Source organism: Paenibacillus massiliensis 2301065 = DSM 16942, assembly GCF_000377505.1.
Taxonomy (GTDB): domain Bacteria; phylum Bacillota; class Bacilli; order Paenibacillales; family Paenibacillaceae; genus Paenibacillus; species Paenibacillus massiliensis.
In genome coordinates this window covers 12,018-37,500 of the sequence record NZ_KB898188.1, presented here as the reverse complement: position 1 = coordinate 37,500, position 25,483 = coordinate 12,018, and the positions used below count along the sequence as shown (strand labels likewise).

The 25,483-nt window shown below is 50.7% G+C and carries 19 protein-coding genes; 18 read left to right on the top strand and 1 reads right to left on the bottom strand.

Annotation, left to right across the window (positions count from 1 at the left end; genetic code table 11):
* Positions 1-9: 9 nt before the first annotated feature.
* From D328_RS28695 to D328_RS0109050, 8 genes are all read left to right on the top strand, one after another.
* The gene (locus D328_RS28695) at positions 10-981 is read left to right on the top strand and encodes an ABC transporter ATP-binding protein (protein WP_018884679.1); all 972 of its coding nucleotides are present in this window, start codon (positions 10-12) and stop codon (positions 979-981) included.
* Positions 971-1,837, top strand: coding sequence for an ABC transporter ATP-binding protein (locus D328_RS0109080; RefSeq protein WP_018884678.1), 867 nt, complete (start codon positions 971-973; stop codon positions 1,835-1,837). Before D328_RS28695 ends, D328_RS0109080 begins: the two co-directional genes overlap by 11 nt.
* A 130-nt stretch (positions 1,838-1,967) precedes the next feature.
* Positions 1,968-3,569: an ABC transporter substrate-binding protein gene (locus tag D328_RS0109075; protein WP_018884677.1), complete on the top strand. Its 1,602-nt coding sequence runs from the start codon at positions 1,968-1,970 to the stop codon at positions 3,567-3,569.
* A gap of 14 nt (positions 3,570-3,583) precedes the next feature.
* A complete protein-coding gene (locus D328_RS0109070) occupies positions 3,584-5,008 on the top strand; it encodes a M14 family zinc carboxypeptidase (protein WP_018884676.1) in 1,425 nt (474 codons plus the stop codon).
* Between the two features lie 253 nt (positions 5,009-5,261).
* Complete coding sequence (locus D328_RS0109065) at positions 5,262-6,920, top strand: sensor histidine kinase (protein ID WP_018884675.1); 1,659 nt, start codon at positions 5,262-5,264, stop codon at positions 6,918-6,920.
* Complete coding sequence (locus D328_RS0109060; RefSeq protein WP_018884674.1) at positions 6,917-7,687, top strand: LytR/AlgR family response regulator transcription factor; 771 nt, start codon at positions 6,917-6,919, stop codon at positions 7,685-7,687. Before D328_RS0109065 ends, D328_RS0109060 begins: the two co-directional genes overlap by 4 nt.
* Before the next feature lie 231 nt (positions 7,688-7,918).
* Positions 7,919-9,166 (top strand): L-lactate MFS transporter, encoded by a 1,248-nt coding sequence (locus D328_RS0109055; RefSeq protein ID WP_018884673.1) that lies wholly within the window; start codon positions 7,919-7,921, stop codon positions 9,164-9,166.
* 433 nt (positions 9,167-9,599) lie between these two features.
* Positions 9,600-10,505: a serine/threonine protein kinase gene (locus tag D328_RS0109050; RefSeq protein ID WP_018884672.1), complete on the top strand. Its 906-nt coding sequence runs from the start codon at positions 9,600-9,602 to the stop codon at positions 10,503-10,505.
* A 217-nt stretch (positions 10,506-10,722) separates the two neighbouring features.
* Here the strand turns inward: D328_RS0109050 and D328_RS0109045 are convergent, their stop codons facing one another.
* A complete protein-coding gene (locus tag D328_RS0109045) occupies positions 10,723-12,801 on the bottom strand; it encodes a VWA domain-containing protein (RefSeq protein ID WP_018884671.1) in 2,079 nt (692 codons plus the stop codon).
* Positions 12,802-13,305: 504 nt separating this feature from the next.
* On the opposite strand from D328_RS0109045, the gene D328_RS0109040 reads away from it, so the two are divergent.
* The 10 genes from D328_RS0109040 to D328_RS0108995 all read left to right on the top strand — a co-directional run bounded on the left by D328_RS0109040 (position 13,306) and on the right by D328_RS0108995 (position 25,448).
* Positions 13,306-15,474, top strand: a complete 2,169-nt coding sequence (locus D328_RS0109040; RefSeq protein WP_018884670.1) for a hypothetical protein — start codon at positions 13,306-13,308, stop codon at positions 15,472-15,474.
* A gap of 116 nt (positions 15,475-15,590) precedes the next feature.
* Complete coding sequence (locus D328_RS0109035) at positions 15,591-16,016, top strand: hypothetical protein (protein WP_018884669.1); 426 nt, start codon at positions 15,591-15,593, stop codon at positions 16,014-16,016.
* Positions 16,017-16,124: 108 nt separating this feature from the next.
* Positions 16,125-16,553 (top strand): J domain-containing protein, encoded by a 429-nt coding sequence (locus tag D328_RS0109030; protein ID WP_018884668.1) that lies wholly within the window; start codon positions 16,125-16,127, stop codon positions 16,551-16,553.
* Positions 16,554-16,702: 149 nt separating this feature from the next.
* Positions 16,703-17,245: an FHA domain-containing protein gene (locus D328_RS0109025; RefSeq protein ID WP_018884667.1), complete on the top strand. Its 543-nt coding sequence runs from the start codon at positions 16,703-16,705 to the stop codon at positions 17,243-17,245.
* Positions 17,246-17,281: 36 nt separating this feature from the next.
* Positions 17,282-17,806: an FHA domain-containing protein gene (locus D328_RS0109020; protein ID WP_025680709.1), complete on the top strand. Its 525-nt coding sequence runs from the start codon at positions 17,282-17,284 to the stop codon at positions 17,804-17,806.
* A gap of 12 nt (positions 17,807-17,818) precedes the next feature.
* Positions 17,819-18,682, top strand: a complete 864-nt coding sequence (locus D328_RS0109015) for a PP2C family protein-serine/threonine phosphatase (RefSeq protein WP_051091123.1) — start codon at positions 17,819-17,821, stop codon at positions 18,680-18,682.
* Positions 18,683-18,791: 109 nt separating this feature from the next.
* The gene (locus tag D328_RS28690; RefSeq protein WP_018884664.1) at positions 18,792-20,567 is read left to right on the top strand and encodes a PP2C family protein-serine/threonine phosphatase; all 1,776 of its coding nucleotides are present in this window, start codon (positions 18,792-18,794) and stop codon (positions 20,565-20,567) included.
* A gap of 57 nt (positions 20,568-20,624) precedes the next feature.
* A complete protein-coding gene (locus D328_RS0109005) occupies positions 20,625-22,076 on the top strand; it encodes a hypothetical protein (protein WP_018884663.1) in 1,452 nt (483 codons plus the stop codon).
* Complete coding sequence (locus tag D328_RS0109000) at positions 22,073-22,762, top strand: hypothetical protein (RefSeq protein WP_018884662.1); 690 nt, start codon at positions 22,073-22,075, stop codon at positions 22,760-22,762. Before D328_RS0109005 ends, D328_RS0109000 begins: the two co-directional genes overlap by 4 nt.
* A 46-nt stretch (positions 22,763-22,808) precedes the next feature.
* Positions 22,809-25,448 carry an Hsp70 family protein gene (locus D328_RS0108995; protein ID WP_026281087.1) on the top strand — a complete coding sequence of 880 codons (2,640 nt, stop codon included), beginning with the start codon at positions 22,809-22,811 and terminating at the stop codon, positions 25,446-25,448.
* The last annotated feature ends 35 nt before the right edge of the window (positions 25,449-25,483 follow it).

Sequence of the window (25,483 nt, the reverse complement as noted above, 5' to 3'; positions counted from 1 at the left end):
AGGAGATGAGTGACATTGCTGCAGCTAAAGGATGTGTACGTGTCCTATCACATGGGTACCAGGGCAAGTACTGCTGTGGAGCAGGTCTCGCTCAAGCTGGACGAACAGGATTCCATCGGAATCGTGGGAGAATCAGGTTCAGGCAAAACAACACTAGCCATGGCCGTGCTGCGTTTACTACCACAAAAATCCACGCAAGTAGAAGGAGATATACGGTTCCAAGGAATGGATCTTCTTAGAATGTCTGAGGAGCAGCTGGCTCGTATCCGTTGGAAGGAGATCGCTGTTGTGCCCCAGCAATCCATGAATGTGCTTAGCCCGGTGCATCGCATTGGATGGCAAATGTCAGATATTCTACGGCAGCATGAACCCGGGTTGAGCCAAAAACAGCTCAAAGGCAACATCATGGATTTACTGAGTCTGGTACGGCTGTCCAGCTCAGTCTATTACCAATATCCCTACGAGCTATCTGGAGGGATGCTACAGCGTGTCTCCATTGCACTTGGTCTTATGCACAGACCGAAGCTGCTCATTATGGATGAAGCCACTACGGCGCTGGATGCAATTACGCAGGAGTATATTCTGCAGATGCTATTGCAAATGGAGCGGGCGCACGGAATATCCCGAATGATGATAACTCATGACATGTCGGTCGTGGCGACATCCTGCAACAACATAGCTGTGATGTATGCTGGACGGCTTGTGGAATACGGATCTGTGACCGAGGTGCTTCAGAGACCCCTTCATCCGTATACACAGGATTTGATAAATTCACTGGTTTTCGCTCACGGCATAGACGAAGAGTGTACTCCACGTACAATGCATGGGGCTATGCCTGAAATACTTACTGACATGGATTCATCACCTCGTGGCTGCGTATATGCTGGACGCTGTTCGTATGTAACTTCCACATGTCTAGAATATCAGCCGAAGGACCGGTGGTATTCCAGCACAAGGCGGGTGGCTTGTCATGGAATATAACGAGCCGACATTACAAGATACAGATCGACGAGTCATTTTACAGGCATTTCACATCACGAAGGTTTTCCGATTACGTAATAAGAATAGTCTGCTGTCGTGGGTGGGTGGAGGAAGCAGGGAGAGCATGAAGAAGCTGCTATGGAAGAAGGCTTTGGAAGGGGTTAGCTTCTCGCTGTACGAGGGAGAGATTCTTGCCTTGATCGGGGAGAGTGGGAGTGGCAAGTCTACACTTGCCAAGCTACTGGCTAGACTTGATCATCCCAGCGCGGGCTGGACTGAGCTGGGAGGTGAACCCGTACCAGTCGTCTATCGCAGAGATCGACTGGCGTTCCGACGCCGGGTACAGCTGATTTTCCAAAATCCATTTGATACCTTCGATCCGCGGCTTAACATAGCTGCTATTCTGCTAGATGCTCTAAGGCTTCACCAAATCGGTGCCAGTGATGACGAAAGGCTTCATCAATGTATTGACCATATGAAACGATATGGATTTAACCCTGCTCATGAGTATATATACCGTTACCCCCATGAGTTATCTGGCGGTCAGCTACAGCGTATCTCCATTTTACGCTCTATGCTGCTTCAGCCGCAGGTGCTGCTTGCAGATGAGCCATTCTCCATGCTCGATGTATCCATCCGGGCGGATATGATGCGAATGCTTGTGAACCTTGTCCGCAGTCAGCAGATGAGCATGATCTTCATTAGTCATGATATCCGAGCTGCCCGCTGGCTGGCTGATCGCGTGGGAGTCATGAGCCAAGGCCGGATCGTGGAGATCGGCTCTACCAAAGAGGTGTTTGAGACGCCGAAGCATCCCTATACGCAAGCGCTGCTGTCTGCCGCTGGACTTGGATGAGCTTGAGCTCACAGATGGAGCAGGAGCATACGATCATGTGACGATGCGACCGCTGTACTGCAACTTTTTTCAGGATGGATAGCCTTGAATGGCTCTATGTAATGCTAATAAAAGGAGTGAGGTCTTGAGGATGGGAGCATTGACGATTCGCAATTGGCTGGTAATTGGCATGCTTGTGCTTGTGGCAGGCTGCAGTAGTGGGGGCCCAAATGATGAAGCTGGTGAAGTTAGACAAGATGAAAAGTTAGCTGGACCAGGCCGGAGTAACACCGTGGTTGTTGGGATGCCGGGAGAGCCACAGACGTTCAATCCAGATGCGCGTCCAGATGACTATTTCTATGCTCCTGCTCAAAATATCTACAGCCGTCTTATTAAATTGAATAATAATCAAGAAATCATTCCTGATCTGGCCAGGTCATGGACGGTATCTAAGGATGGCAAAGAAATCACTTTCGAGCTGCAGGAGGGAGTCGTCTGGCATGATGGACAGCCGTTCACCTCGCAGGATGTAAAATTTACGCTGGACTCGATTATGGAGCAAAAGGGTGCAGCGGTTGACAATCTGAGTAGCCTTCAATCGGTCCGTACACCAGACCCACACACAGCTATACTCACCCTGAAGCATCCAGATGCAACCTTTCTCGGCTATCTGGCATGGTATGCTACATTCATTATGCCTGAGCATATTTATCAGGGCGAGCAATGGGATTCAGGTACCCGCATTTCTCCTATCGGTACAGGGCCGTTCAAATTCAAGGAATATACGCCAGGAGTCAAGCTGATTCTGGAGCGCAATGAGCAATATTTTGGTCAAATTCCGTCCGTTGACCGTCTGGTATTCTCCATTATGCCTGATCCTAATACTATGGTACAGGCGTTCTACAACGGTGAGCTAGATATATTCGGTACAGATCCACCCATCACGGAAGTCACACGCATGGAGGAACGCGGGGATATTAACATTACCAAGAAAGTCTTCCCTTCCAGGTATTATCTCGTCTTCAATACGGCAAAGCCTCCGTTTGACCAGCCAGAGGTCCGTCAAGCTATAGCATACGCCCTGAATAACGAGGAGATTGTTAACAAAGCAATGAAAGGACAAGGGCAGGCATCGAGTTCCTTCCTGTCACCTGTGTATGCATGGGCGCTGAGCGAGCGGTATAAGCTCCCTGAGTACGATCCGGCAAAAGCACATCGAATGCTGGAGCAGGCAGGTCTGAAGCCGGATGCGGAAGGCAATTACTTAACAATTAGCTTTAAGCTGTTTCAGGACGGGACATTTTCGGATATGGCGATGGTTATTAAGGATCAGCTTCAGCAGGCAGGCATTCATGTTCAGATCGAGGTGAAGGAGTATGCTGCTTGGCAGGAGGAAGTGGTTCAAGGCCGCAATTATGATATGAGTATGCTGGGAGGCTATCAAGGTCCGGATGTAGGGGCCATTGCCAATCGTGTCAGCACTAGTGGCTCGAACAATATTATGGGATATAGCAATGCAAAATTGGATGAGGCACTCCAACAGGCGGCATTGCTCACTGCTCCAACGGCACGCAAAGTTCATTACGAAGAGGTACAGAGGATATTGTCTGACGATATGCCGATCTATCCAGTCTCGGAGTGGATAAGCATGAATCCGGTGCATGAATACGTCAAGGGAGATCCAGCTTCTGCAGAGGCAGTAGGATATACAGGGTTCAGTGAATACAACTATGTGCGCATGATACAAGATTAAAGGAGACGGACCGTATGGTGGATATGAAGCGGATTCTGGAAGGTGTACCTGATTATCAGGCCTTTATGACGGTGGATGAGCTGGACGCGAGTACCCGTAGGTTAGCTGAGGAATACCCAGATGTGGTCAAGGTTTTCGAGGCGGGCGTGTCAAGACAAGGTCATCCCATTCTCTGTATGCGCATTGGGAACGGGGGACTGAATGCACTATGCTTCGCATGCCCTCATCCTAATGAACCCATTGGGGCCATGAGCATAGAATATTTTTCACGTCTGCTGGCAGAGGATCAAGAGCTGCGGGAGGAACTGGGGTATACGTGGTACATGATCAAATGCATTGATCCTGATGGGACAAGATTGAATGAAGGCTGGTTCAAGGGTCCCTTCAATCTGTACAATTACATGCGCCATTATTTCCGCCCAGTCGGCACCGAGCAGGTGGAATGGACCTTTCCGGTGAAGCATAAGACCTTGGACTTTGACAGCCCGTTACCTGAGACAGAGGTGCTCATGAGACTTATAGAGGAAACACAGCCCAAATTCATGTATTCCTTGCACAATACAGGCTTTGGGGGCGCCTATTGGTATTTGTCTGAGCCTATGCCGTCTATATTCGAAGCTTTGTATGGGGCAACTCACAGGCAGCAGGTACCCATTAGTATGGGGGAGCCCGAATCGCCCTCGGTTATCGAGTATGCGCCTGCGATTTATCATCATTTAAGTGCCGGACAGGCCTACGATTATTTGGAGCAATATGGCGGCGATCCTTCGGCGTTTGATTGTGGTACGAGCAGCGCAGATTACGTTCTGTCGCAAACAGGAGATTGTGTGACGCTCCTAACAGAGCTGCCTTATTTTTTTGATCCACGGATAGAAAATGTGAAAGATAGCGAGATCACAAGGGTTGAGGCCATCCGACAGCATGTTGAACAGAGTCAGAGGGAGCAGCAGAACCTGGAGGATATTCTTAGGAATGTACGTCGATTGCTTCAGGAACACAATCCATTCGCGAAGCTGGTGGAGCAAATATTGCTGCAGGGTGGTCAAGACGGTGCGGCCAAGCTGAAATGGGCCGAGAATCTCCCGGATGCCTATCGTCCCGCGACGGTATCACAGCTGTTCACTAGCCTTGAGGTGGCCTCCTTTTATTACGGGCTTGCTCTCGGTCTGGTTATTCGTGCCTGTGAATTCGAGCTAGAGCACCTATCTCGTGGCTCCTTAGAATCTTGTGCAGATGAGGCAGCTCTTCGGGCACTAACGACAGCGAGGCAGAAGGGGCTAGAGAAGCTATGTGAGCTGTGCGAGCAGCTGGAGCAAGCTATGGATTACACAGTCATTCCGATTCAAAAGCTGGTTCGCATTCAGATTGAATGCGGTCTGATTGTATCAGCAGAGGTACGGCATAAGCATGAAGGTTGGAGCACCCAAGAGTATAAGTAATTAATAACATATCGTCAGAAGCTCTTCACAGTGAGCAAATATCGAATATACTCTAAGGATAATACTAGAATAGTAGAAGGCTCTCACTTTTAAACAAAAGTCATCATATTAGCATAGCTATAAAGCATAACTAAAATAGGCTGGTCCCTAGCGTTCTGTTCATGCTATGCTTGAGTACGGAAGAAGAAGCCCGTTCCCGACACTACTGGTCAGGGACGGGTTATTAATTGTTGATCCGGGAGGCATCCTTGTAGTGAATGATACATTGGAAATGCTGCTGAAATTGTTCGAGCGGGCCGCACTGCTGCTCATTTGCTTGTTCTTCATGACCCGTATTCCGCGATTCAAGGAGACCCTGCAACGGGACAAGCATTCGCCTGGGGAGCTTGCGATTCTGACGGCTATCTTTTGCGCGTTCGCCTTGTTCGGTACCTATTCAGGCATTGAAGTAGAAGGCTCGCTCGTGAATGTCAGAATTATTGCAATCATGTCGGGTGGTATTTTGTTCGGTCCTTGGGTGGGAATCATGACTGGACTTGTCTCTGGAGTGCATCGTTACTTGATTGATATTGGAGGAGTGACCTCGATCCCCTGTCTGATTACGAGTATCATGGCCGGTCTGGTGTCTGGTGTCATTAATCGACGTGTCCCAAAAGAACGACGCTGGATTGCAGGAATCGCAGTAGGGATGGTCTGTGAGGGGCTGACTATGCTGCTGATCCTGATGATGGCAGAGCCTTATTCGTTAGGTCTGGACATTGTGTCCAGAATTGGTCTACCGATGATTATCGGTCAGGTTAGTGTGGGTTTCATCGTGCTCCTCGTGCAGAGTGTGGAGGGGGAGAAGGAGATGATTGCGGCGAGACAAGCCAAGCTTGCTCTGGATATCGCGAATAAGACACTTCCGTATTTCCGGTCCATCAACAGTGAGTCACTGCGAACCATCTGCAGTATCATTAAGCAGGATATCATGGCTGATGCAGTGGCCATCACGGATGCCCATAATGTATTGGCTTATGTAGGCTTCGGAGAGGAGCGCTACCAGAATGGTCATCAGATCGGCAGCGACGTGACCAAAGCGGTCATTCGCAGTGGTCAGATCGCTATCCATAATCATATTGCCGACGATCAGACTCCGCAAATCCAATCGTTGCTGGTCATTCCGCTGCAGGAACGAGGAGAAGTGACGGGCACACTCAAAATTTACTACAAGAAGGCTTACCGTATCACTTATCCGCTGCAGACGATGGCTGTGGGTCTATCCCAGATCATATCGACCTTGATGGAGGTATCTCGTGTGGAGCAGATCAAGGCGGAAGCGAACAGAGCGGAGCTGAAGGCGCTGCAGACGAAGATTAATCCTCATTTCCTGTTCAATGCGCTCAATGCCATCGCTGCGACGACTCGTACGAGACCAGACAAGGCCCGTGAGCTCATTATTAATTTGTCTGGGTTCCTGCGCTATAATCTGGAGCTGACGGATGAGCGCATTGACATTCAGGTTGCGCTGCAGCAGGTCAAGGATTATGTAGAGATTGAGAAGGCTCGCTTCAGCAGGCTGGAGGTTGAGTACGACCTGGATGAGGTGCATGTCCAGATCCCGAGTCTGCTTATTCAGCCGCTCGTGGAGAATGCCATCAATCACGGGATTCTGAAGAACAGAGGACCAGGATCTGTGAAAATATCCGTCAAGGAGCATGAGAATCATGTGCGCATCAGTGTTCAAGATACAGGAATCGGCATCCCAGAGGAGGTCATCACCAACCTCTATCAGGAGCAGGTGCCTACACAGCAGATTGGACTGTACAATGTGCATCAGCGGGTGAAGCTCATGTATGGGGAAGGACTTGCCATTCGACGTCTATCGCCTGGTACCGAGATTTATTTTGACATTCCAAAGGAGAATTCATGAGAGCGATTATTGTAGAGGACGAGAGACCAGCCCGCGAGGAGCTGGAATACCTGATCAAGACGCACAGCAGTCTGGAGATAACCGCCTGTCTAGAGGATGGGCTTGATGTATTGAAATACCTGCAGGATCATGACATCGACGCCATATTTCTTGACATCAATATTCCCTTCCTCGATGGAATGCTGCTGGCAAGCCATATCAGCAAATTCGCGAAGAAGCCCTATATCATTTTTACTACTGCATATAAAGAGCATGCGGCCCAAGCCTTCGAGCTGGAGGCCTTCGACTATATTCTGAAGCCTTATGATGAGAAGCGAATCGCAGCGATGCTGGCGCGACTGGAGAGTACCTATGCACGTGACCATGCCCTCTTGCCTGAATCAACAGCCGAGGCGGCTCTGAAAGGAACGGCTCAACCTGAGAAGGGCGGAATGGCATCTGCCCGCATGAATCTGTGGAAGAATGAGAACATCATTGTGACGGACATTGATGAGATCTATTATGCAGTTGCTAGCGAGAAGGTCACGCTTGTCTACACCCGGAACGAGGAATTTACAATGCCGATGAGCATTTCCGAGTTTCATGGACGATTGCCACAGGGAGTCTTTTTTCGCTGCCATCGCTCCTATTCCGTGAATCTATCCAAAATCCGTGAGATCGTACCCTGGTTCAATCATACCTATCTGCTACGACTGACAGATCTGAAGGCGGAAATTCCGGTGAGTCGCAGCAAGGCGAAGGAGTTCCGGCAGTTGATGCAGCTCTGAGTGCATTTCATTCCTGATTTGTGGCATTTCATGCGTCAGACAGTCGTAGCTCTTGCTTCAGCGTTATACTGCGAAGGTAAGAGGAATTCGGATACGTGATGATGCATCATCCAGGATAAGCGATGATTGACGAGATTTTCACGGGAAATGATACCGCATTCAGCAGTCATGCAATCAGGGATGGAAGCATTCCTCTTACGAACCGAATTTTGTCGGAAAGAGGAGATGGCTATGACATCCAAGCAAGACAAACGCTGGTTGATAATACTTGGGACGATTATTGTGCAGATGGGTCTGGGCACCATTTATACGTGGAGCCTGTTCAATCAACCGCTCGCTGACCAATTCGGCTGGGAGCTTAGCTCCGTGGCCATTACATTTTCCATTACGAGCTTTGCCCTGGCATTCGCAACGCTGTTCGCTGGCAAGCTTCAGGAGCGTTGGGGACTGTCACGTCTGATTCTCACGGCAGGACTGGTGCTTGGTACCGGACTTATGCTTAGCTCGCAGGTGTCCTCACTGCTCGGCTTGTACCTGCTGGCAGGAGTAGTCGTAGGCTATGCCGATGGAACCGCGTATATCACGACCTTATCGAATCTCATCAAATGGTTCCCGGATCGCAAGGGACTCATCTCGGGTGTATCGGTGGGGGCTTATGGCACAGGAAGTCTGTTATTCAAATATATTAACGGATCCCTGCTACAGCAGGTGGGACCTTCGCAGGCCTTCTTGTTCTGGGGGCTGATCGTGACGGTGATGATTGCAGGCGGTTCATTCCTTATTCGCGAAGCTGCTGTGGCGCCTGCAGGTGCTCCGGGTCAAGCCGCGGTCGGTCGGAATTATACGGTTAAGGAAATGCTGCAGACGAAGCAGGCTTATCTACTGTTCGTCATCTTTTTCACAGCCTGCATGAGCGGCCTGTATCTCATTGGTGTCGTGAAGGACATCGGTGTCAGTCTGGCGGGTCTGGATGTGGCGACTGCTGCAAATGCTGTAGCTATGGTAGCTATTTTCAATACCTCAGGTCGCATCATTCTGGGTGCATTATCTGATAAGGTTGGTCGTATGAAGGTAATCGCAGGTACGTTACTCGTTACCGCCATTAGTGTAGGGATTCTGAGTACCGTACAACTGAATTTCGGACTGTTCTTCGGCTGCGTGGCGGCTATCGCCTTCTGCTTCGGTGGTAATATTACCGTCTTTCCAGCTATCGTGGCAGATTTCTTCGGCCTGAAGCATCAGAGCAAAAATTATGGCATTGTGTATCAGGGCTTCGGACTTGGCGCACTGACGGGGTCTTTTCTGGCAGCCTGGCTTGGTGGCTTCGTGCCTACCTTTACAGTAATTGCAGTACTATGCGTGATATCCTTCGTCATTTCCCTATTTTTACAGCCTCCAGGTCAGCGAATACAGCCTAAGGAGAGCCGGGGGAAATCTGGAGCCCTGCGCCGGATGAGACCCGATACGAAGCTGGGATAAGGCAACTAGAGATAGAATAAGCGACAAGAGTAATATGTAGATATATAGATGGAGAACATAACAAGTATGTCGAATGAGCGGAAGTGTGGAAATTCAGGAGCTGCTCCCGGAGGCTTTAAGCCCGAGGGTGTAGCTTTTTTGTATACTAGTGGAGGTTGAGGCACAAGCTGTCATCATGCTACAGACTTCACCCCCACTAAAAAAATTAGCTTAAACTGCCGAAAAAGAATAAGGATGAATGGTTCCATTTCACACCAAAATTGTACCAAGAAAATTTATTGATATGGCAATGCGTTTATTTATGAAGCGGCGATTGTCAGATAGTATTGCTTCCGCTGTAATTTTCCCTCTTGACTTCCCGGAAGCTGGATGAAAGAATTTGAGATAACATCAACGGAGGTCAACATCAAATCGCCAAGCGGGAGGACGTGGAATGAATCTGGAGTTGGAAGGGAATGCACTTCCCCGAAATACAAAGCTTCGTCATACATACCAAATACGCTCGGTGCTGTCAGTCAGTGAGTTGTCGATCATTTATACAGCTAGAAGGCTGAAGGATCGGGAGAAGGTCATTGTCAAAGAATTCTATCCGAACGCTCTGGCTGTTCGAAGTCAGGACAAGCGTACGGTCAGCTGTCCCTCACTGCTGCTGAAACCGAAATATGCTGAGTTTCTGCAGCACTTCCTGCAGGAGCCTGAAATTCTGCATAGCCTGGAGCATCCGGGAGTTGTCCAATACATCGACCATTTTGAGGAGAACGGTACGGCCTATTGTGTCATGGAATACTGCCCGGGTCATACACTGGATGAATTGATTCGTCTGCAAGGCAAGCAAGCTGATGGAGCCTTCCTATACAACACCTTGCTGCCGTTAATTGATGCGCTGGACTACGTTCATTCCCAAGGCATCATTCATCGTGACATCAAGCCAGGGAATATTATGGTTCGTGAAGATGGTCAGGTGAAGCTACTGGACTTCGGCTCGGCTGCTCGCTATGAGCGCAAGGAGCATCCGATCTTCACCTCAGCAGGCTTCTCGCCATTGGAATTCTATTCGAATCGTTCCCGTCAAGGGCCAGTATCGGACATATACAGTCTGGCTGCCACGATGTATTACTGCTGCAATGGCTCGCCGCCGCCAGATGTCCCTGGTCGGCTGTTCAAGGATAAGCTGGAGCCTATGCGAATGGGCGTGTCTCCACTGCCATTCGTCATCCGGCGTGGCCTGCGTCTGCAAGCAGACAAGCGCTTTCGTTCCCTTCGATGGTTCAAGGCGGCGCTGCGCGCTGAGTATCTGCTGCATAGAGGTAGTCCGCGACGTCTGATTTATCGGGGCTGACTCATAAGCCATCAAATGGCTGCTTGGGTCAGCCTTATTTTTACGTAGGATATACGTAGTTTTTGGGCGGACGCTCCCGTTTTTCCACAATCAGTCCGTACTCTCCACTGTCTACAAATGACTAAAAACGCAGAGCAGCGATTCTCTAATAACGGGGAATCGCTGCTCTGTTGACGTTTTACGCTTTGACCCTTGCAATTCGCTCTGCTAGAGCAGGTTATCCTGTCTTAATCAGGATTCCATCCGTATACACATTGGTATTGGGCTTGATAGCCTTATAACGCAACTCAATCTCGGTGGCGCCATCCTCGAAGGTAATATAAAGCTTGTCATTGTATAACAGGACGAGCTTCTTGTTGCGCGCGATTAAGGCCTTGCCATGCTGGACAGCACAGCGAGTATCGTGCTTAAAGATCAGCGAGCCGTCCTTGCCTGCTGTGAAGGTAATACGGGCCGCTTCAGGCAGCGGTTCATGTACATCCAGCAATCTGAACAGCTCCTGCAGCGTCACGGTACGTCCAGGGAAGGAGGTAAGCGGCCAAGATTTGACCGGAATTTCAATTCCACTGGCCGTTGTCAAAAAGTAACCTTCGAGCCTACCGGCGAACTGCGGCTTGGGCCGCAAAAATATATACAGGGCCACAGCAGCAGCTGCTGCAAGGGCTGCAATGATGCTAATGAGCTGTATCGTTGCATACTCGGACTTAACGTGCAATTGAAGAACCGCTGTCGTCGAAGCTCCCTCCGTGTCTGTTGCCGTAATCTCAATGCGGTCTCGACCGGTAGCTGCGAGCAGCAGCGCTGTGCCCGAGATAGACGGCTTTAGCGACGAGCTCTCGCCGGAAGCTGCCAGGGTATATGTTAAGCTATCCTGATTCGCATCCTGAAAATACTCCGATAGCTCAACACGGGCCAAGCCGTCCTGCGTCGTAACAGAAGTATTCAGTTGATCCGACGCGACTGGAGTTGTATTAACGGCAGTGACTTGATGAATCGTGCTATGTCTGTACAATTGCGGGCTATCCAGTTGAATCTGCCACGTATATTCGCTTGAACGAGGGAAGGTATAATCCACTGAGAAGCCCTCGTTCGTAAGTGTCATAGGAATTCGCTCGCTTGTTGGGGCAGCATCCGATGCAGTCGTATTTGTAATGATTAACTCTGCTTTTGCTGCCTTGTAGAGCGCTTCATCCTCTAGTCTTTGTCCCTCCTGATTCAATATATCCAGGGCAAAGGTTGTGGGGGCCCCTTTTAACAGCTCTTTGTTGCTGTTGCCATTAGCACCAGAGACATCAGTCCCTGAGCTCTTGACATAGGCATTGGCCTCCAGTAGATAGTTCCCCAGCAGGTTGATCTTGATCAGATCGCCACGCTGACCACGAACCTTGAGACTGAGCTGGCCAGGCTTGGGGCGTTCAATCTTCAGAATCGTATAACGATCGGACAGGTAGCGCCGGATGTTATCCGAACTGGCATACAGCTGGGCTTCACCTATGGGATGCTCAGAGAGCAGGATGAGATTAGCCTCCTCCATACTGGAATCCGGGATATTGACCGTAATTTCCTGTAATGCTCCTGTGGCTGTAATTCCCGCTATAGGAACGAGCTTGGAGCGAATTTGGTCGGCGAAGATGTGATTAAATATCTCAGGCAGATCATCCGCGCTGCTCGTAATAAATGACTTGCCGCCTGTCTCAGTGGCAATGCGTTCCAATTCCTCACGGTTGACGGTTCCCGTATGGTTAAGTCCAATTGTGTAGATGGGATATTGGTTCCGCTGCGCTGAATCAATAACGGAGCTAACATCCTTGGCCGAGGCAGCTTTGGTTCGTGGTCCTGAGCTTGGCCCGAAGTCTGTCTCTCCGTCAGAGAGGAGAATCAGAAACGGCTGTCGTCCGTTTTGCGTGCCGGATACAAGCAGCTCAGCCCCCTTTTTCAAGCCCAGTCCAATATCGGTGTAGCCTGAGCGATTGAGAGTCGCGATCTCCTGCTGCAGTTGATTTTTGCGTGAGGTTACGGCAATGGAGGTTAGAGGTCTGGAAGCCACAATCCGGTGATTGTAGGCAACGAAGCCTACCCGGGTGCGGTCCGCATCGCTCATGTCCATGAACATGTTGATTACCTCAGAGGCGATTTCGTCATGATCGGTTTCACGCATGGAATAGCTGGTATCCAGCACGAATACAGCATCATAACCGGAGGAGACAGTATCTGCGTGAGTCTCTTGTGGCCATAAAATCATGCTGCCTGAGAAAAAATAAAAAAACAGTAAAATAGTCACAAACCTCTTTTTCATATTTGTAAACTCTCCTTCCTGTAGAATAAAATCCCATTTACCCCTAAAATGTCCGAAACCCCTTACAGACAAAGGAATTGAAAAAAAGTAAGTAATTAATTCATGTGAGAATTACTATATTTGATTCCAAAATAATCCTTTGATAAGAACAATAGATAACTATCGGCAAATTGTTCCATGAAGTGTAGATGCATCATTAGATTCAGTTCTTATCGACTAGTAGTTATTCGTAATTAGGCAGTAAAATGAGTATTTTTACCCTGTTTCAAGGAGAAATCGCTGAAATTGACAAAAAAATAGGTCCTCCGTTATATTACGTTTCACACGAGGAAGAAACTGGAATGGAAGGATTGGTAGGTTTTACTTACTAGTGTTAAGGACCTTCGGCCAGCTTTTCTATGAAATCACAGAGAGGGGAGGAGGCATGACGGCGCAAGACAGACCACAGGTCAGGCCCTGCCTATTAGGACCTGAGGGTTGGACTAGCCAGATTGCCGACTGCTTATGGAGATTATCTATCAAACGAACCGAACGATGCTATTTGAGGAAATTAATCCAGAGAAACTGGATTTGATTACGATCGTCGGGGATGTAAAGGGCATTGACAGCTTAAGTGATGACAAGATTAAAGAAATTAACGAGCACCTCCTGGTCCGTAGCTTTGATGAATTTTTGGACAAGTTCTCGCCGACGGTATACTCATTTTTTAATGCTGCCAATCAGAAGGTTGTGTATACGCTTAAAAAGCCGGAGGGGATTGACGAGGATAGCATCTCGGAGATTCGGGTCAATCAGAGTAATGATTTCCTGAAAATGCTGTTCACCCTGATTGATACGAAACGTAGTCAGGGCATTACGAACGTAGATTTCAAGTTCGAGAATCTGCTCGATATGATCTCCCCGAAAAAGGTCATGGACGATATCCGTCAGGTCCGCAAGGAGATCCATTATCTGTACGGACAATATGAGCAGCTGGACGATGGTGACCCGAAGAAGCTGGATATGGGCGATAAGCTGAACGGTATGTTCGAGGAAGCCAGTCAGAATTACAACAATGTCATGGCTATGCTTCCGCTGGCCATTGAGGATATCAAGACCCGGCTGCTCCTTGGTGGAGCGCAGGAGGACAATAGCGGTGAAGCCATTCAGATTGGCGTCCTGACCATTGGTGAGGGCGGCGAGCTGAAGATCGTGGAGGCGCCGAAGGCAGACAGCACCGAACTGATGCTGCTGGATGAGAACGGAACTAATGGATTGACTGAAGTATTCGCAGATGACTATAGCTCGATTACCGAGACGCCATCCGACTATGTGAAGGATCTGGTCGTGCGCACTTTTGTACCGTTACCTGCGGTGCAGAACAAGGTCGATACGGCCATCGAGGTACAGAATTACAATACGTACCTGGAGTTCTACAAAAATGCCAAGGATGATTTTGTCAAAGCCGTTAAGCCGTTGGTAGAGAAGATACTCGGTGTGAAGATGTTCTTCGACCAATATGCAACCAAGAACAAAGGGATGCTCCCTGCGATGCTTATCGCGAATAACAAGCCAGATATGCTGGTCAAGAGCAGCAATATTCCGCGTCTGGAGACTTATCTGAATACCGTTAACTCCAAGAATGACTTCTCCGACACGATCTGGTTCGGTATTGTACCTTCGATCGAGATGGAATCCATCGGCAAGGTGAAGGTATCTCGTGAGCGCTTCAAGGGTAATGAGAAGGTCGTCAAGACCGGAGGCTACTCGATGGAGACGCTGTCGATGCTGATGCAGGTCGTTCAGGAATACAAAATTCAGATGTTCTTCAACTTCGAGTCGGGTGAGGACACCACGTTCAACAGCATGGCCACCTCGGGCATCGAACGCTACATTGACAAGTGCGCCCCGCTGGTGCGCCGGGAATACAGTGAGTTCGCCATTCCGTGTGTACCGAACTTCACGATTATTCCGAAGGATAAATCGGGGGTCATCATTGATAGCAAAATGATGCAGACGGATACAGGCGTCACCCTGTCCAAGGAGAAAGAGGACATTCTGAAGCTGTGGATTGAAGGCGTCTATGTCGGTGCTGCCTATGTGGCTGCAGGTCTTGTCGCTGCTTATCAGTGTCCGGAGTATCTGCGAGAATCCTTCAGAACCGTGAACAAGAACTTCCCTGGCGTTCGCTTCGATATTGAAGCAGGAGACAACAGTCTACGTACCGTAACGACCATGGCGAAGGAGATCACAGGCTTCACGAACAGCATTAAGGATGCGATCAACCGCAAGAACTTTGGCTTCGTATTCTCCTCGGAGAATGCTCAGCTGCAGGATAAGGATATCCGTCGTATTACGGTCTATAAGGCCAGAAGCATGGCGCTGTCCGAGGACGGCTTCGATTCTCTCTACAAAACACTGGTCAGCACGTATATAGAGCGGATTCTGCGCTATCAGACTGGTGATTTCAAGCATGAGAATATCGTCCGCTTCTTCAGCAACAATCCGAGTAGTCAGAAGAGCAAGTGGCTGTCGAACCGCGGTTCGGTGAACTCGATCATTCAGGACGGAGACGATATGAGCTTCGTGATTGATGAGAAGAGCAATCTATGCCACATCGACCTGGTCTTCAACGGTAACGTGAAGAACCTGGAGGTCATGATTACGAAGGGGACCAGCGCTGTTAGAGCATGATCCGTACCTTAACCAAGGTGTTAAAGGCAATGCTATCACGGCTTGCCTTTATACATAAATCGAGCGGTCCTTCCGCTCACATCCATTTAACGAAGAGAATCAAGGAGGCCAAACACATGGGATTCAGATTGAAGGTTGAAGGTCAAGAAACAATTGAGCTGGGCTTGGACAACATCAAGACCGTTGTCTATGACACAGACACACCAGATGATTCCAACGCCCGTTCCACAGATGTCGGCTCTACGCTGCGCATCAGCGGCAAGATCATCACAGCTACAGACGGTGACAGTGCAGACGATACGATGAAGCTGGCCTTGTGGTCGCTCGTTCCTGCCGAGAAGGCAGATTGCTACCGTAAAGCTACGCTGGAAGTCATCGCTGCGGACCAAGTGGTTCGTAAAATCTACTTCCCGAATGCATTCGTTGTAGACTACAACGAAAGCTTCGGAGATGAAGAGGGTGTAGGTACCTTCTCACTGTACATCAAACAGAAGAAGGACAAAACCGAGCTGGCAACCATTGACGGCGGTTATCCGGTATAAGCAAGCTCAGCCGGAAGGCGATAACATGAGAGGCCGCAAGGCCTCTCATGTTGTATTGCCGAGTATACAGCATGATGACCAATGACAGAGAGGGAGTAGACAATTCATATGGACAATTACTATGAGCTGCTCGGTGTCAGCCGGGGTGCTTCGGCGGCGGAGATCAAGAAGGCCTACCGTCAGTTGGCCAAGCGCTATCATCCGGATACCAATCAGGGAAGCCCGGAAGCGGCCCGCAGGTTCAAGCAGATACACGAGGCCTATGAGACCTTGCGTGACGAAGCTTCGCGGCAGGCATACGATGCCAAGCTCAAGGGTAGCTCACACCAGGAACGTGAGGAGAAGGCAGGATCGAGGACGGATAGTCGGACGAAGGCGCCGGATTTTAACCCTGGAAATATGCAGGCGGATTTTGAACGCTTCTTCGGCTTCCATCCGAAGACAGGTGAGGGTACTCCGGGCAAGAAGGCTCCCAAAAAGGAAGCGAACCCGATGGATGTATCCGACCTGTTCAACCGCTATTTTGGTAAACGATAGCAGGCGGTGCCTGATCCCGATGCAAGGCTAATATCCATAGCACCGGGCTGATGGTACAGCGATAGTGTAGCAACTGAAGCGACGTTGAAGCAGCGCTGGGACTTAGGGGAAGCTGTCGATGAGCTCAGTAGAGATGGAGGAAACAATCAGTGCAAGCAAGCAGGAGCAGATGGATTATAGGACTAGATATCGCTGTGTTCGTTCTGCTGGCAGCTGTAACGTTTTATACCTTTTTCAGATCAGGCTATGTTGGTCTCAAGATCGGGGTGGCTACCGGTGCCATACTCTGCACGCTAGTCTATCTCGTAGGTAGTATGGTTACAGTAGTACCTGCCCCCAAGCCCGAGAAGCGGGTAGTCTCCAAGCTCGTACAGTTGGACGATGAGGGGGAGCCCGTCAAGGAGTGGTATATCCAGGGCGAGACCGCATTATTGATCGGAAAGATACACGCCAGCAGCGAAGTGGATATTGATCTGTCAGACAGTGAGTATGCCTCGCTGATCAGCAGTGAGCATGCCGTATTAAACCGGGTGGGTGAAAAATGGTTCGTTGAGGATACCGATTCGGCAAACGGTACAGGACTACGCGAGGCCAACAGCAGTCTGACAGATAAGCTGGAGAGTGGAGAGCCACGGGCCATCCACCCTGGTGATCTGCTGTTCATCGCGAATACCCGCTTATTGATCAAGTAAACACATATCTGAGATAGACAGGAGCAGGATACGAAGATGAGTTTGACAAGATGCCCCAACGGACACATGTTCAGCACACGCAAGCATGGAACCACGTGCCCTTACTGCAATTCGGTGGTGAATCAGGCACCTCCAGCCGAGCCATTGCGCCAAAATCAGGGTGCCCCTGGTGGAGAAGACAAGACGATGCCATATCTTGGCGAGACGGTGGGCATTCACCCGGTCACAGGCTGGCTGGTATGTATAGAAGGTGCTCAGATCGGTCAGGATTACCGGATTATGGCTGAGAAGAATTTCATCGGCCGGGCAGAGGAAATGCACATCCGCGTCATTGGTGACAATACCATTTCCCGCAAAAATCATGCCGTGATCGTCTACGATCCCAAGAAACGCAATTTCTACCTGCTGCCGGGAGATTCCTCGGGGCTGGCTTATCACAACAACGAAGCGGTCTACTCTCCGGCAGAGCTAGCCGCCTATGATGTCATTCAGCTTGGGCGAAGCAAATTCATATTCATTCCGCTCTGCGGCCCTCATTTTGAATGGGAGAACAACAATTAGGACGGAAGTGAGATCGTGCAGGAATTGCAGGGATTAAGTCCATATACCGTGGTTCTGATTGCAGGCGTGCTGATTCTGGTACTGCTGCTGCTGCGCTGGAGCATAGCGCGAAGCAGGCCGAAGCAGATGCCTCCAGCCGAGGAGAGTGGCGTACAGATCGGGAATGGCCAGACGATCGGCAGTCGGAGCGAGCAGGACGATTACTTTGCCAGCATGACCACCCCGGTAGGCACGCTGGCGCTTGTCGCTGATGGAATCAGTGGCATGGCGAATGGCCGTATGTCGAGCACGCTCGCGGTGACCACATTCATGAAAGAATACGCCAAGGTGACAAGACCGGAGGAGATCATAACCTATCTTGATCGGACTGCAGGGGTCGTGAATCGCAATATCTTGCAGCAGCTGAATGGTCAAGGGGGTGGCACAACGCTTGCTGTCGTGGTACTGGTCGGGAACAGGCTGTATTACGGTGCAGTGGGTGACAGCATGATTACCATTTACCGGAACGGGGAGTTCGTACCTGTCAATTCCAAGCATACAGCTGAGGTGCTGCTGGAAGAGAAGGTGCTGGCTGGACAAATGACAGCTGAGGAAGCAAAGGACAGCCCGGTCCGTTACCATCTCATCAACTATTTGGGGTATGAGGGATTCAGCAGTATGGAGATTGCGGATACACCGCTGGAGCTCCTCCCAGGTGATCATGTGCTGGTATGTAGCGATGGCATTCATGAAGCGTTAACGGAAATTGAGCTAGAGACAATTATGCGTAAGGGGTTACCACCGCAGGACAGCGCGGAGCAGATCATTGAGGCTGTACACCGCAAGGGGCTGAAGCATCAAGATAATGCTACGGTCATTCTGCTAAGTGGTGGATGAAGAGACAGCTAGGTGAGCATTTTGCATCTATTCGACTGGGGGCTCCAATCCATTCTCATGGATGCTCGCTTAAGATGATGCAATGCTGAGCTGAAAGACGGAGGTATACATGCGCAAGGAGAACAGTGATTTTCAGACCGCCTTCGTATCCGAGGCTGGCTCATATCTGGATAACCGAGATTATTTTGCCTATATCGAGCTGGATGATATGGCCTGCTACGTGCTGGCTGATGGACTTGACTCGGATCAGGAGCTGCGAAGCGCCGAGATGGCAGTCAAGACGATGCTGGAGAACTTCATGGAGAAGCCCTCCATGTCACGGCGGCGTATGGCTCGTGCTCTGCAGGAGGCCCAGGAATGGCTGCAATTCGAGAGCCGGAGAGTTCGATTGAAGACCAGTCTGCTGATGATTGTTACCAATTACAACAAAATGGTCTACGTCTCCTGCGGTCATGTGCGATTGTACCATTTTCGTGCAGGACGCTTGAATTTTCGCAGTAAGGATCATAGTCTGGCCCAGTCGATGGCTGATGATGGACGCATCCCGGAGGAAGCAACCAGCACGCATGAGGAGCGTGGCAATCTGCTGGAATATGTGGGTAAGCCGGGGCGAATTCACGGCACCTTCTCCAAGAAGTCACAGCTAGCTGACGGGGATGTGCTTCTGTTAGCTACACCAGGGATGTGGGAGGGCGTAGAACTGGCAGAAATGCTGGGAGCGCTTGAGCAATCAAAGGATGCGACAGAAATGACCGACACCCTGGAGGAGGTACTGCTGAGCAAGCAGCAGCGGGTGGTCAACAACTATACAGCGGCAGCGATCTACGTTAATAAAGTATTTCAGGAAAAGAAACGGGATGTGCGTAAGCTGATCAAACGAATTGCCATTGCGCTCGTCGTCCTCTTGCTCCTGGGTGGTGGTGCTACATATATGGCGATCAGACAGGCTGCGCAGAAGGCCCAGGCGCTGGAGGATATGGTTGAGTCTGCTCTTCAGGGTGATGAATACGCTCGCAACGGCGATTATTTGAAGGCAGTCAAATCCTATAGTGAAGCCCGAAATGCGGCGATCAAGATTAATGACAAGGTACACAGAAATCTGTATGGCAAAGAGCAGAAGGTCTCGCAGACACTGGTGGACGGAGATGAATATGCAGCAGATGGGGATTTCGAGAAGGCCAAGTCGAGCTATGAAAAAGCCTTGAAGGATTCGGCCCTGTATCCACCATTTCAAGGCGAGGACATTCAAAAGAAGATTGACCAGTTGGATGGCTTCGCCAAGGTAGCAGCGCTGCAGAAGGAAGCCGACCTGAAATTCCAGGGCGGCAGCTATCAGGAGGCACTTGAGCTATACCAGCAAGCGAATCTTGCAGCTACGGAGACGGAGTATACGGCGGCGCAGAAGGAGCTGCAGACGAAGCTCGCCGATACGGAGGGTAAGCTGAAGGCAATCAATCAGGAGGTCAAGGAGATTCAGGCGGGCAAGCTGGAGGCCAGGGCCGAGCGGCTGTTGAAGTCCGAGGACTATGCAGGAGCGGTGGATGCCTACGCAAAGGCGCAGGAAATCTATCAGGAGATTGGCAAGCTAGAAAGTGTGCTGGCGATGGAGCGCAGTATTGCCAAGGCCGAGGACAAGGCCAGTGCTGCAAGTCAGGCCATGTCTATGGATGCAGGAGCTGGGCTCGATGCAGCGGCAAGTCCGGGAGCCGGGTCACAGGACTTGGGAGCACAGGCTGCATCTGCTGCCAGTACCGGTCCTGCTCATACGGGAACGAGTCAGACGTCTGGGGCCCAGAGCGATTCGGGCAATTCTGGAACCACGGGTACGGGGGAAACAGGTGGCAAGCAGGCGGCTTCGGACAATCAAGCTGCTGTGGATAATTAGTCATCTGCAGAGGCGAAGCGCCTGTACAATCTTTAATTACGAAAGGAGGCCTATCGGGTGAAGGAGCTGGTACAGGAGCGACTTGGCAAGATGGAGGATTTGGAGCAGCGTCGTCTGCTCAAGGATATGATGAGTGGCGTGTTCCTGCATCTCGTGGAGTATCAGGAGGAGATGATTCGCAAGCTGGAGGAGCGAGTCTTCGAGGAATTGGAGAATACGGAGGAGAAATTCGATATCCATGTATCGCTTAGCTCCCGCGAAGACTACGATCCGATTCACGAATTCCTCTATCCGGTGCTTCCGGCAGATGCAGAGCCGCGGCAGCTAGACATTAGCGGTGTGGCCTCCGTCGTGCGGGAAGGCGGCGAGCTACGTCTATTCAGTGTATTTCTGGAGCTGGAGACCGAACGGATTCAGGAGCTGCTGGACAGTAATGTGACGTTTGAAGGAACGCTGATTACGGATGAGGGGCGTTACCCCCTCGCCATCAAGCTGAAGCGCAATGTGGATTATGTGACAGAGATCGAGAACCTGTACCATATCTTCCTGCAAAACGGGATCCCCTGGAAGACCATTCATCACCCCTATGCCTACAAATTTGTGGATTGCATACTGATTGGCGGAGAAGGAGAGCCCTCTCCACATGAGGAGATTCGGGAGATTCTCGTCTCGCTGGGAGATTACGAACCGTATAAACGGCTTGACCTCATTCCATTGTGGAATATTGAGCGCCTGGAGCTGAAGAATACGGGTTTTCCGGTTCCAGCCATGGATCGGGTGAACTTTGAGCACGTGCTGTCCTTGCGTAAGACGGGTACAGAGCATGGCTATCTGATTCATGCGGCGGCGGAGGATATCCGTTATGTGAAAAGATCAGCAGAGGAGCTGACGATTGTCACACCTCTCGAGAAATCCGGCCTGTGGAGGGTGTTGAAGGTCACCAAGCCGATGACTGCGCGCCTCAGCAGGTACACCTACCCGATGGTCTCGAACAAGCGGCAGGACAGCTTCATTGGACGCTATGCCAGCAAGCAGGCCGTATCGGTGCGAGCGAAGGCTGAGATTGCACGCATCGTGAATTCGTTCGAGGCTGCCCGAGGCTTGAGTCTGACAGGGGTGCGAATTCTTCCACCAGAGCGGATAGCTACGGGAAGATTCGTGTCAGAGTCCAGCAATAATAGCAGGGGCTACAGGTCTGTGAATGCCTCAGCAGACCGTGGAGGCTCCATGGACGACAGTAAAGTCAGCCAAGGCATTCGGAGTGTTGACATGGGCAACGCCGAACATGAGGAAGGGCATCGCGGCTTGACACGTACCTACGCATTGAACCCATTCATGAGTGATAATGTGCGTTCCGAGCAAGGCAAGCAGGTGATGATGCTCAGCTTCCAGCGGAGCGAGGCATCGCTCAGTGTGCCTTATTATCTACTGTCAGATCTGATGAGCTTCCTCGTATCTGAGGTTCAGATGCATTTTCCCGAATACAAGTGCGAAGGGGAATGGACGTGAATTACATCTGGGATGTGCTGCTCAAGGCAAGGAAGGAGCAGATGGACGACAGTCGGCTGCGCTTTGTGCCGGCAGTTAGCTTCTCTCCTTACATGGAGCTGAGTCTGGAGGATCTGAACGCGACCGTACCCGAGCAGATCGTGGAGATCAATCCGTATTACCGATTCTACACGATATTTCGTGATTTGTTCCCTGCTGACGATGCAGGCTATGCAGAGCTTCGGGAGACGCTGTTCGATATCGTAGTGCATTTTCTGGCTGAGGCAGATCTGATGCAGGGGATGAATCGGCGTGAGTATCATATCCGGTTCGTGCGCCGTGATCTGTTGCACGGTATCTTCGGCGAGCGGATTCAGCAGCATTATGCGCAATTGGATGACCATGAGCAGGATGCAATAGCCGAAGGCTTGCTGCGACTGTACGAGACAGGAGAGGCTGTCCACTTACTGAAGCAGACCCTGCGCCGGATCTTTCCACGCTCCATTATCTATGCTCATTGCCACGACCGGGATGAGCTACTGATCTATATCGGTCAGGAGGAGAATATTTCGAATCGCACCAAGGTGGAGCTGCTGCTGGATTTATTTCTGCCTGCGCGATTTGACCTGCGCATCTATTGGAGCCATCATTTCGGCATTGTCGGTGAGGATGACACGATGAAGCAGGATGCGATTTCTTTGTACTGATTAGCTGGAGAGTAAGGCAAGCAGGAGAGAAAGGACTTGTGACATGATGAACGGACCATATACATATCGCCTCCACCATACCAAGGAACCTGAACAGGTCCGCCCTGCCGTCAAATATACAAGTGCGGAATTGGAGCAAATGACAAGCTTCCAGCTACGGAGCATTTGTGAGAAGGAGCGTCTGGTGGAGGGCCTTGCAAAACGTCTGTCTAGAGACGAGCTAATCCGGATGATTCTCAGATTCCGCAATGCGGAGGAGCGTCTCTATATCACTCGTCCCCAATCCGGTGGATTCGAGCGACTGGAGACGGTCCTGCGCAAATACGGCAACGCCAGTCAACAGCCTAGCGAGGGAATCAGAGTACCGGCGAAGATCACTTTATATGAAGGTGTCACACTGGGACGACTGGATCAGGTTCGGATCGAATCCGAGCTGCCTTGGCTTGGTGAATCCAATGTGCTGCTGACCAATGCGACAGGCGAGCTCTGCGGTATTCTTAATCTGGTAAAGGATCAGCAGCGCAACGGTGTGTACTATCTGGAGCGGGATAGCGACGCAGAGCTGCGGCGTACAGCGAATCAGAACTATAGCCTCTGGTTCCTGCGCAGGCAGGATTCAGAGTATATGTACAGGGCCTATTACGATAACAGGCCACTACTGCCTCTGAATCTGCACGGTGTACGTGTCCCTGTTGCAGAGCTATCCATTCGTGGTACTGAGGCAACGGATGCGATTCTCGCTATTGACTTCGGAACCAGTAATACGACGGCAGGTGCTTACCTGGATCATTCGTATGTATCCAATCCCTCTGCTGCCCGTGTCAAGCTGAATGCCATTAATTATGTAGTCTTTCCCGGACGTGGTGGGAAGGATGGTGCATGGATTGAGGTGCTACCAACAGCAGTCAGGGTCGCCGATTGCTCGAATCCAGAGCATGTTGTATATGAATTCGGCGAAGAAGCGTTGCGCTCTGGTGGTGTGTCAGGCAGCAAAGCAACCGTAATACGGGGCATCAAGCGCTGGGTGAATGATTACGAGAAGATCGAGGAACTGATGGATGCTGAAGGCAATACGGCAACGGCCCCCCGCAGCGAGATTCTGGCATCATTCGTCCGCTATGTGGTTGCCGCCGCTGAGCAGCAATTCAAATGCCGATTCAGGCATCTTCATTTCACGACACCCGTGAAGCTTAAGCCCCAATTCATCACGATGTTTACAGACATCCTGCCGGATTATCATATTGAAGCCGAGGATGCGTTGGATGAAGGGCTGGCAGTGCTATATAACACGCTTGCCGAGCAGATGGATAAGGGAACCTTTGCCGATGGCGCAGAATATCAGGCGCTTGTGCTCGATTGCGGGGGTGGAACGACGGATATGTCCTCCTGTCGCTTCCGTATCGAAGACGGCAGAATCGCCTATAAGCTTGATATTCACACGACTTATGAGAATGGGGATACGAATTTTGGCGGTAACAATCTGACCTATCGGATTATGCAGTTCATCAAGATTGTGATCGCAGGCTATTATGCGACAGAGACGAGGCTGCCGGATACAGATATTGATCAGCTCATCGGAATTCCGTCGGGTGATCTGTATCGCCATGTAGACGAGTATGGTGTGGAGGCAGTGTATGCGAATCTGGAGGCACGCTACCAGGAGGCAGAAGCGATTGTGCCTACGGCCTTCAAGCATTACGAGCATGCGACGCGGGAGGAGTACCAGCGTGTGCTTGGGAATTTCCACTTGCTATGGAGTGCGGCCGAGAATATGAAACGGGAGTTCTTCCTGCGGACCGGGGTGCTGCGTAGTCGCTTCGAATCAGAGCACATTGCGTCACGAGAGACTGATCTGAACATCTCGGTGATGGAGGGCTGGCTGGTCTCGGTGCTGGAGAATGGACGCTTTCGGGATGAGTATGGCCTGCCAGATGTCGTGTTCAACATTCGGGAGATCCAGCAGCTGGTGAAGGCAGATATTTATAATGTCGTACGCAAGTTCCTGGACGACTTCTATATGACGGGACGGTTGCAGCATTACTCGATTATCAAGCTGACAGGCCAATCCTGCCGGATTGATGTATTTCGTGAAGCGCTGAAGGAGTTCGTGCCTGGACGCAGCATCGAATTCAGGCAGCGGGCCGAGGATTCCAGTCAGGTACCAGAGCTGAAGATGGCCTGCCTTCGCGGAGCTATTCGATATCTGAATGCGAAGAAGATGGGGATGATCGAGCCTCGCATTACGAATCATGTACCAGTCATTCCCTACACGGTGTCCGCTTGGGCTCATACTGGTCAGGAGAAGCAGCTTATTACGGGTCTTGAGGGCCATCGTGTCCGGGGCTCCATCTCCAGACCATCCCATGTCGGAGAGGTAGAGTTCTTCCTGACCTCCAGCGGTGGAGCGCTGCGACAGCGCCATGTGTACCGGGAACGTAAGCAGGAATATCGTCCTCTTCCTTATGAGGAGATCGCCCGTCAATACGGAGAGGATATTCCACAGGATGAGACGGATACGATCCGAAACGGGGAGACGAAGTATTTTGTATTCGCAGGAGGGAGCAGTTGGGGCTTCTACGTGGTACCTGTGGCTCGCATTCAGGATCAGCTGCATCTTGGAGTGCAGCAGTTCTGTCCGTTTGAGAATGATCTGTCGGAGCTGGACTTTTTTGATGGTACGAAGTAGCGGCTGCAATCAGAACGGGATAGAGCTCCAATGAA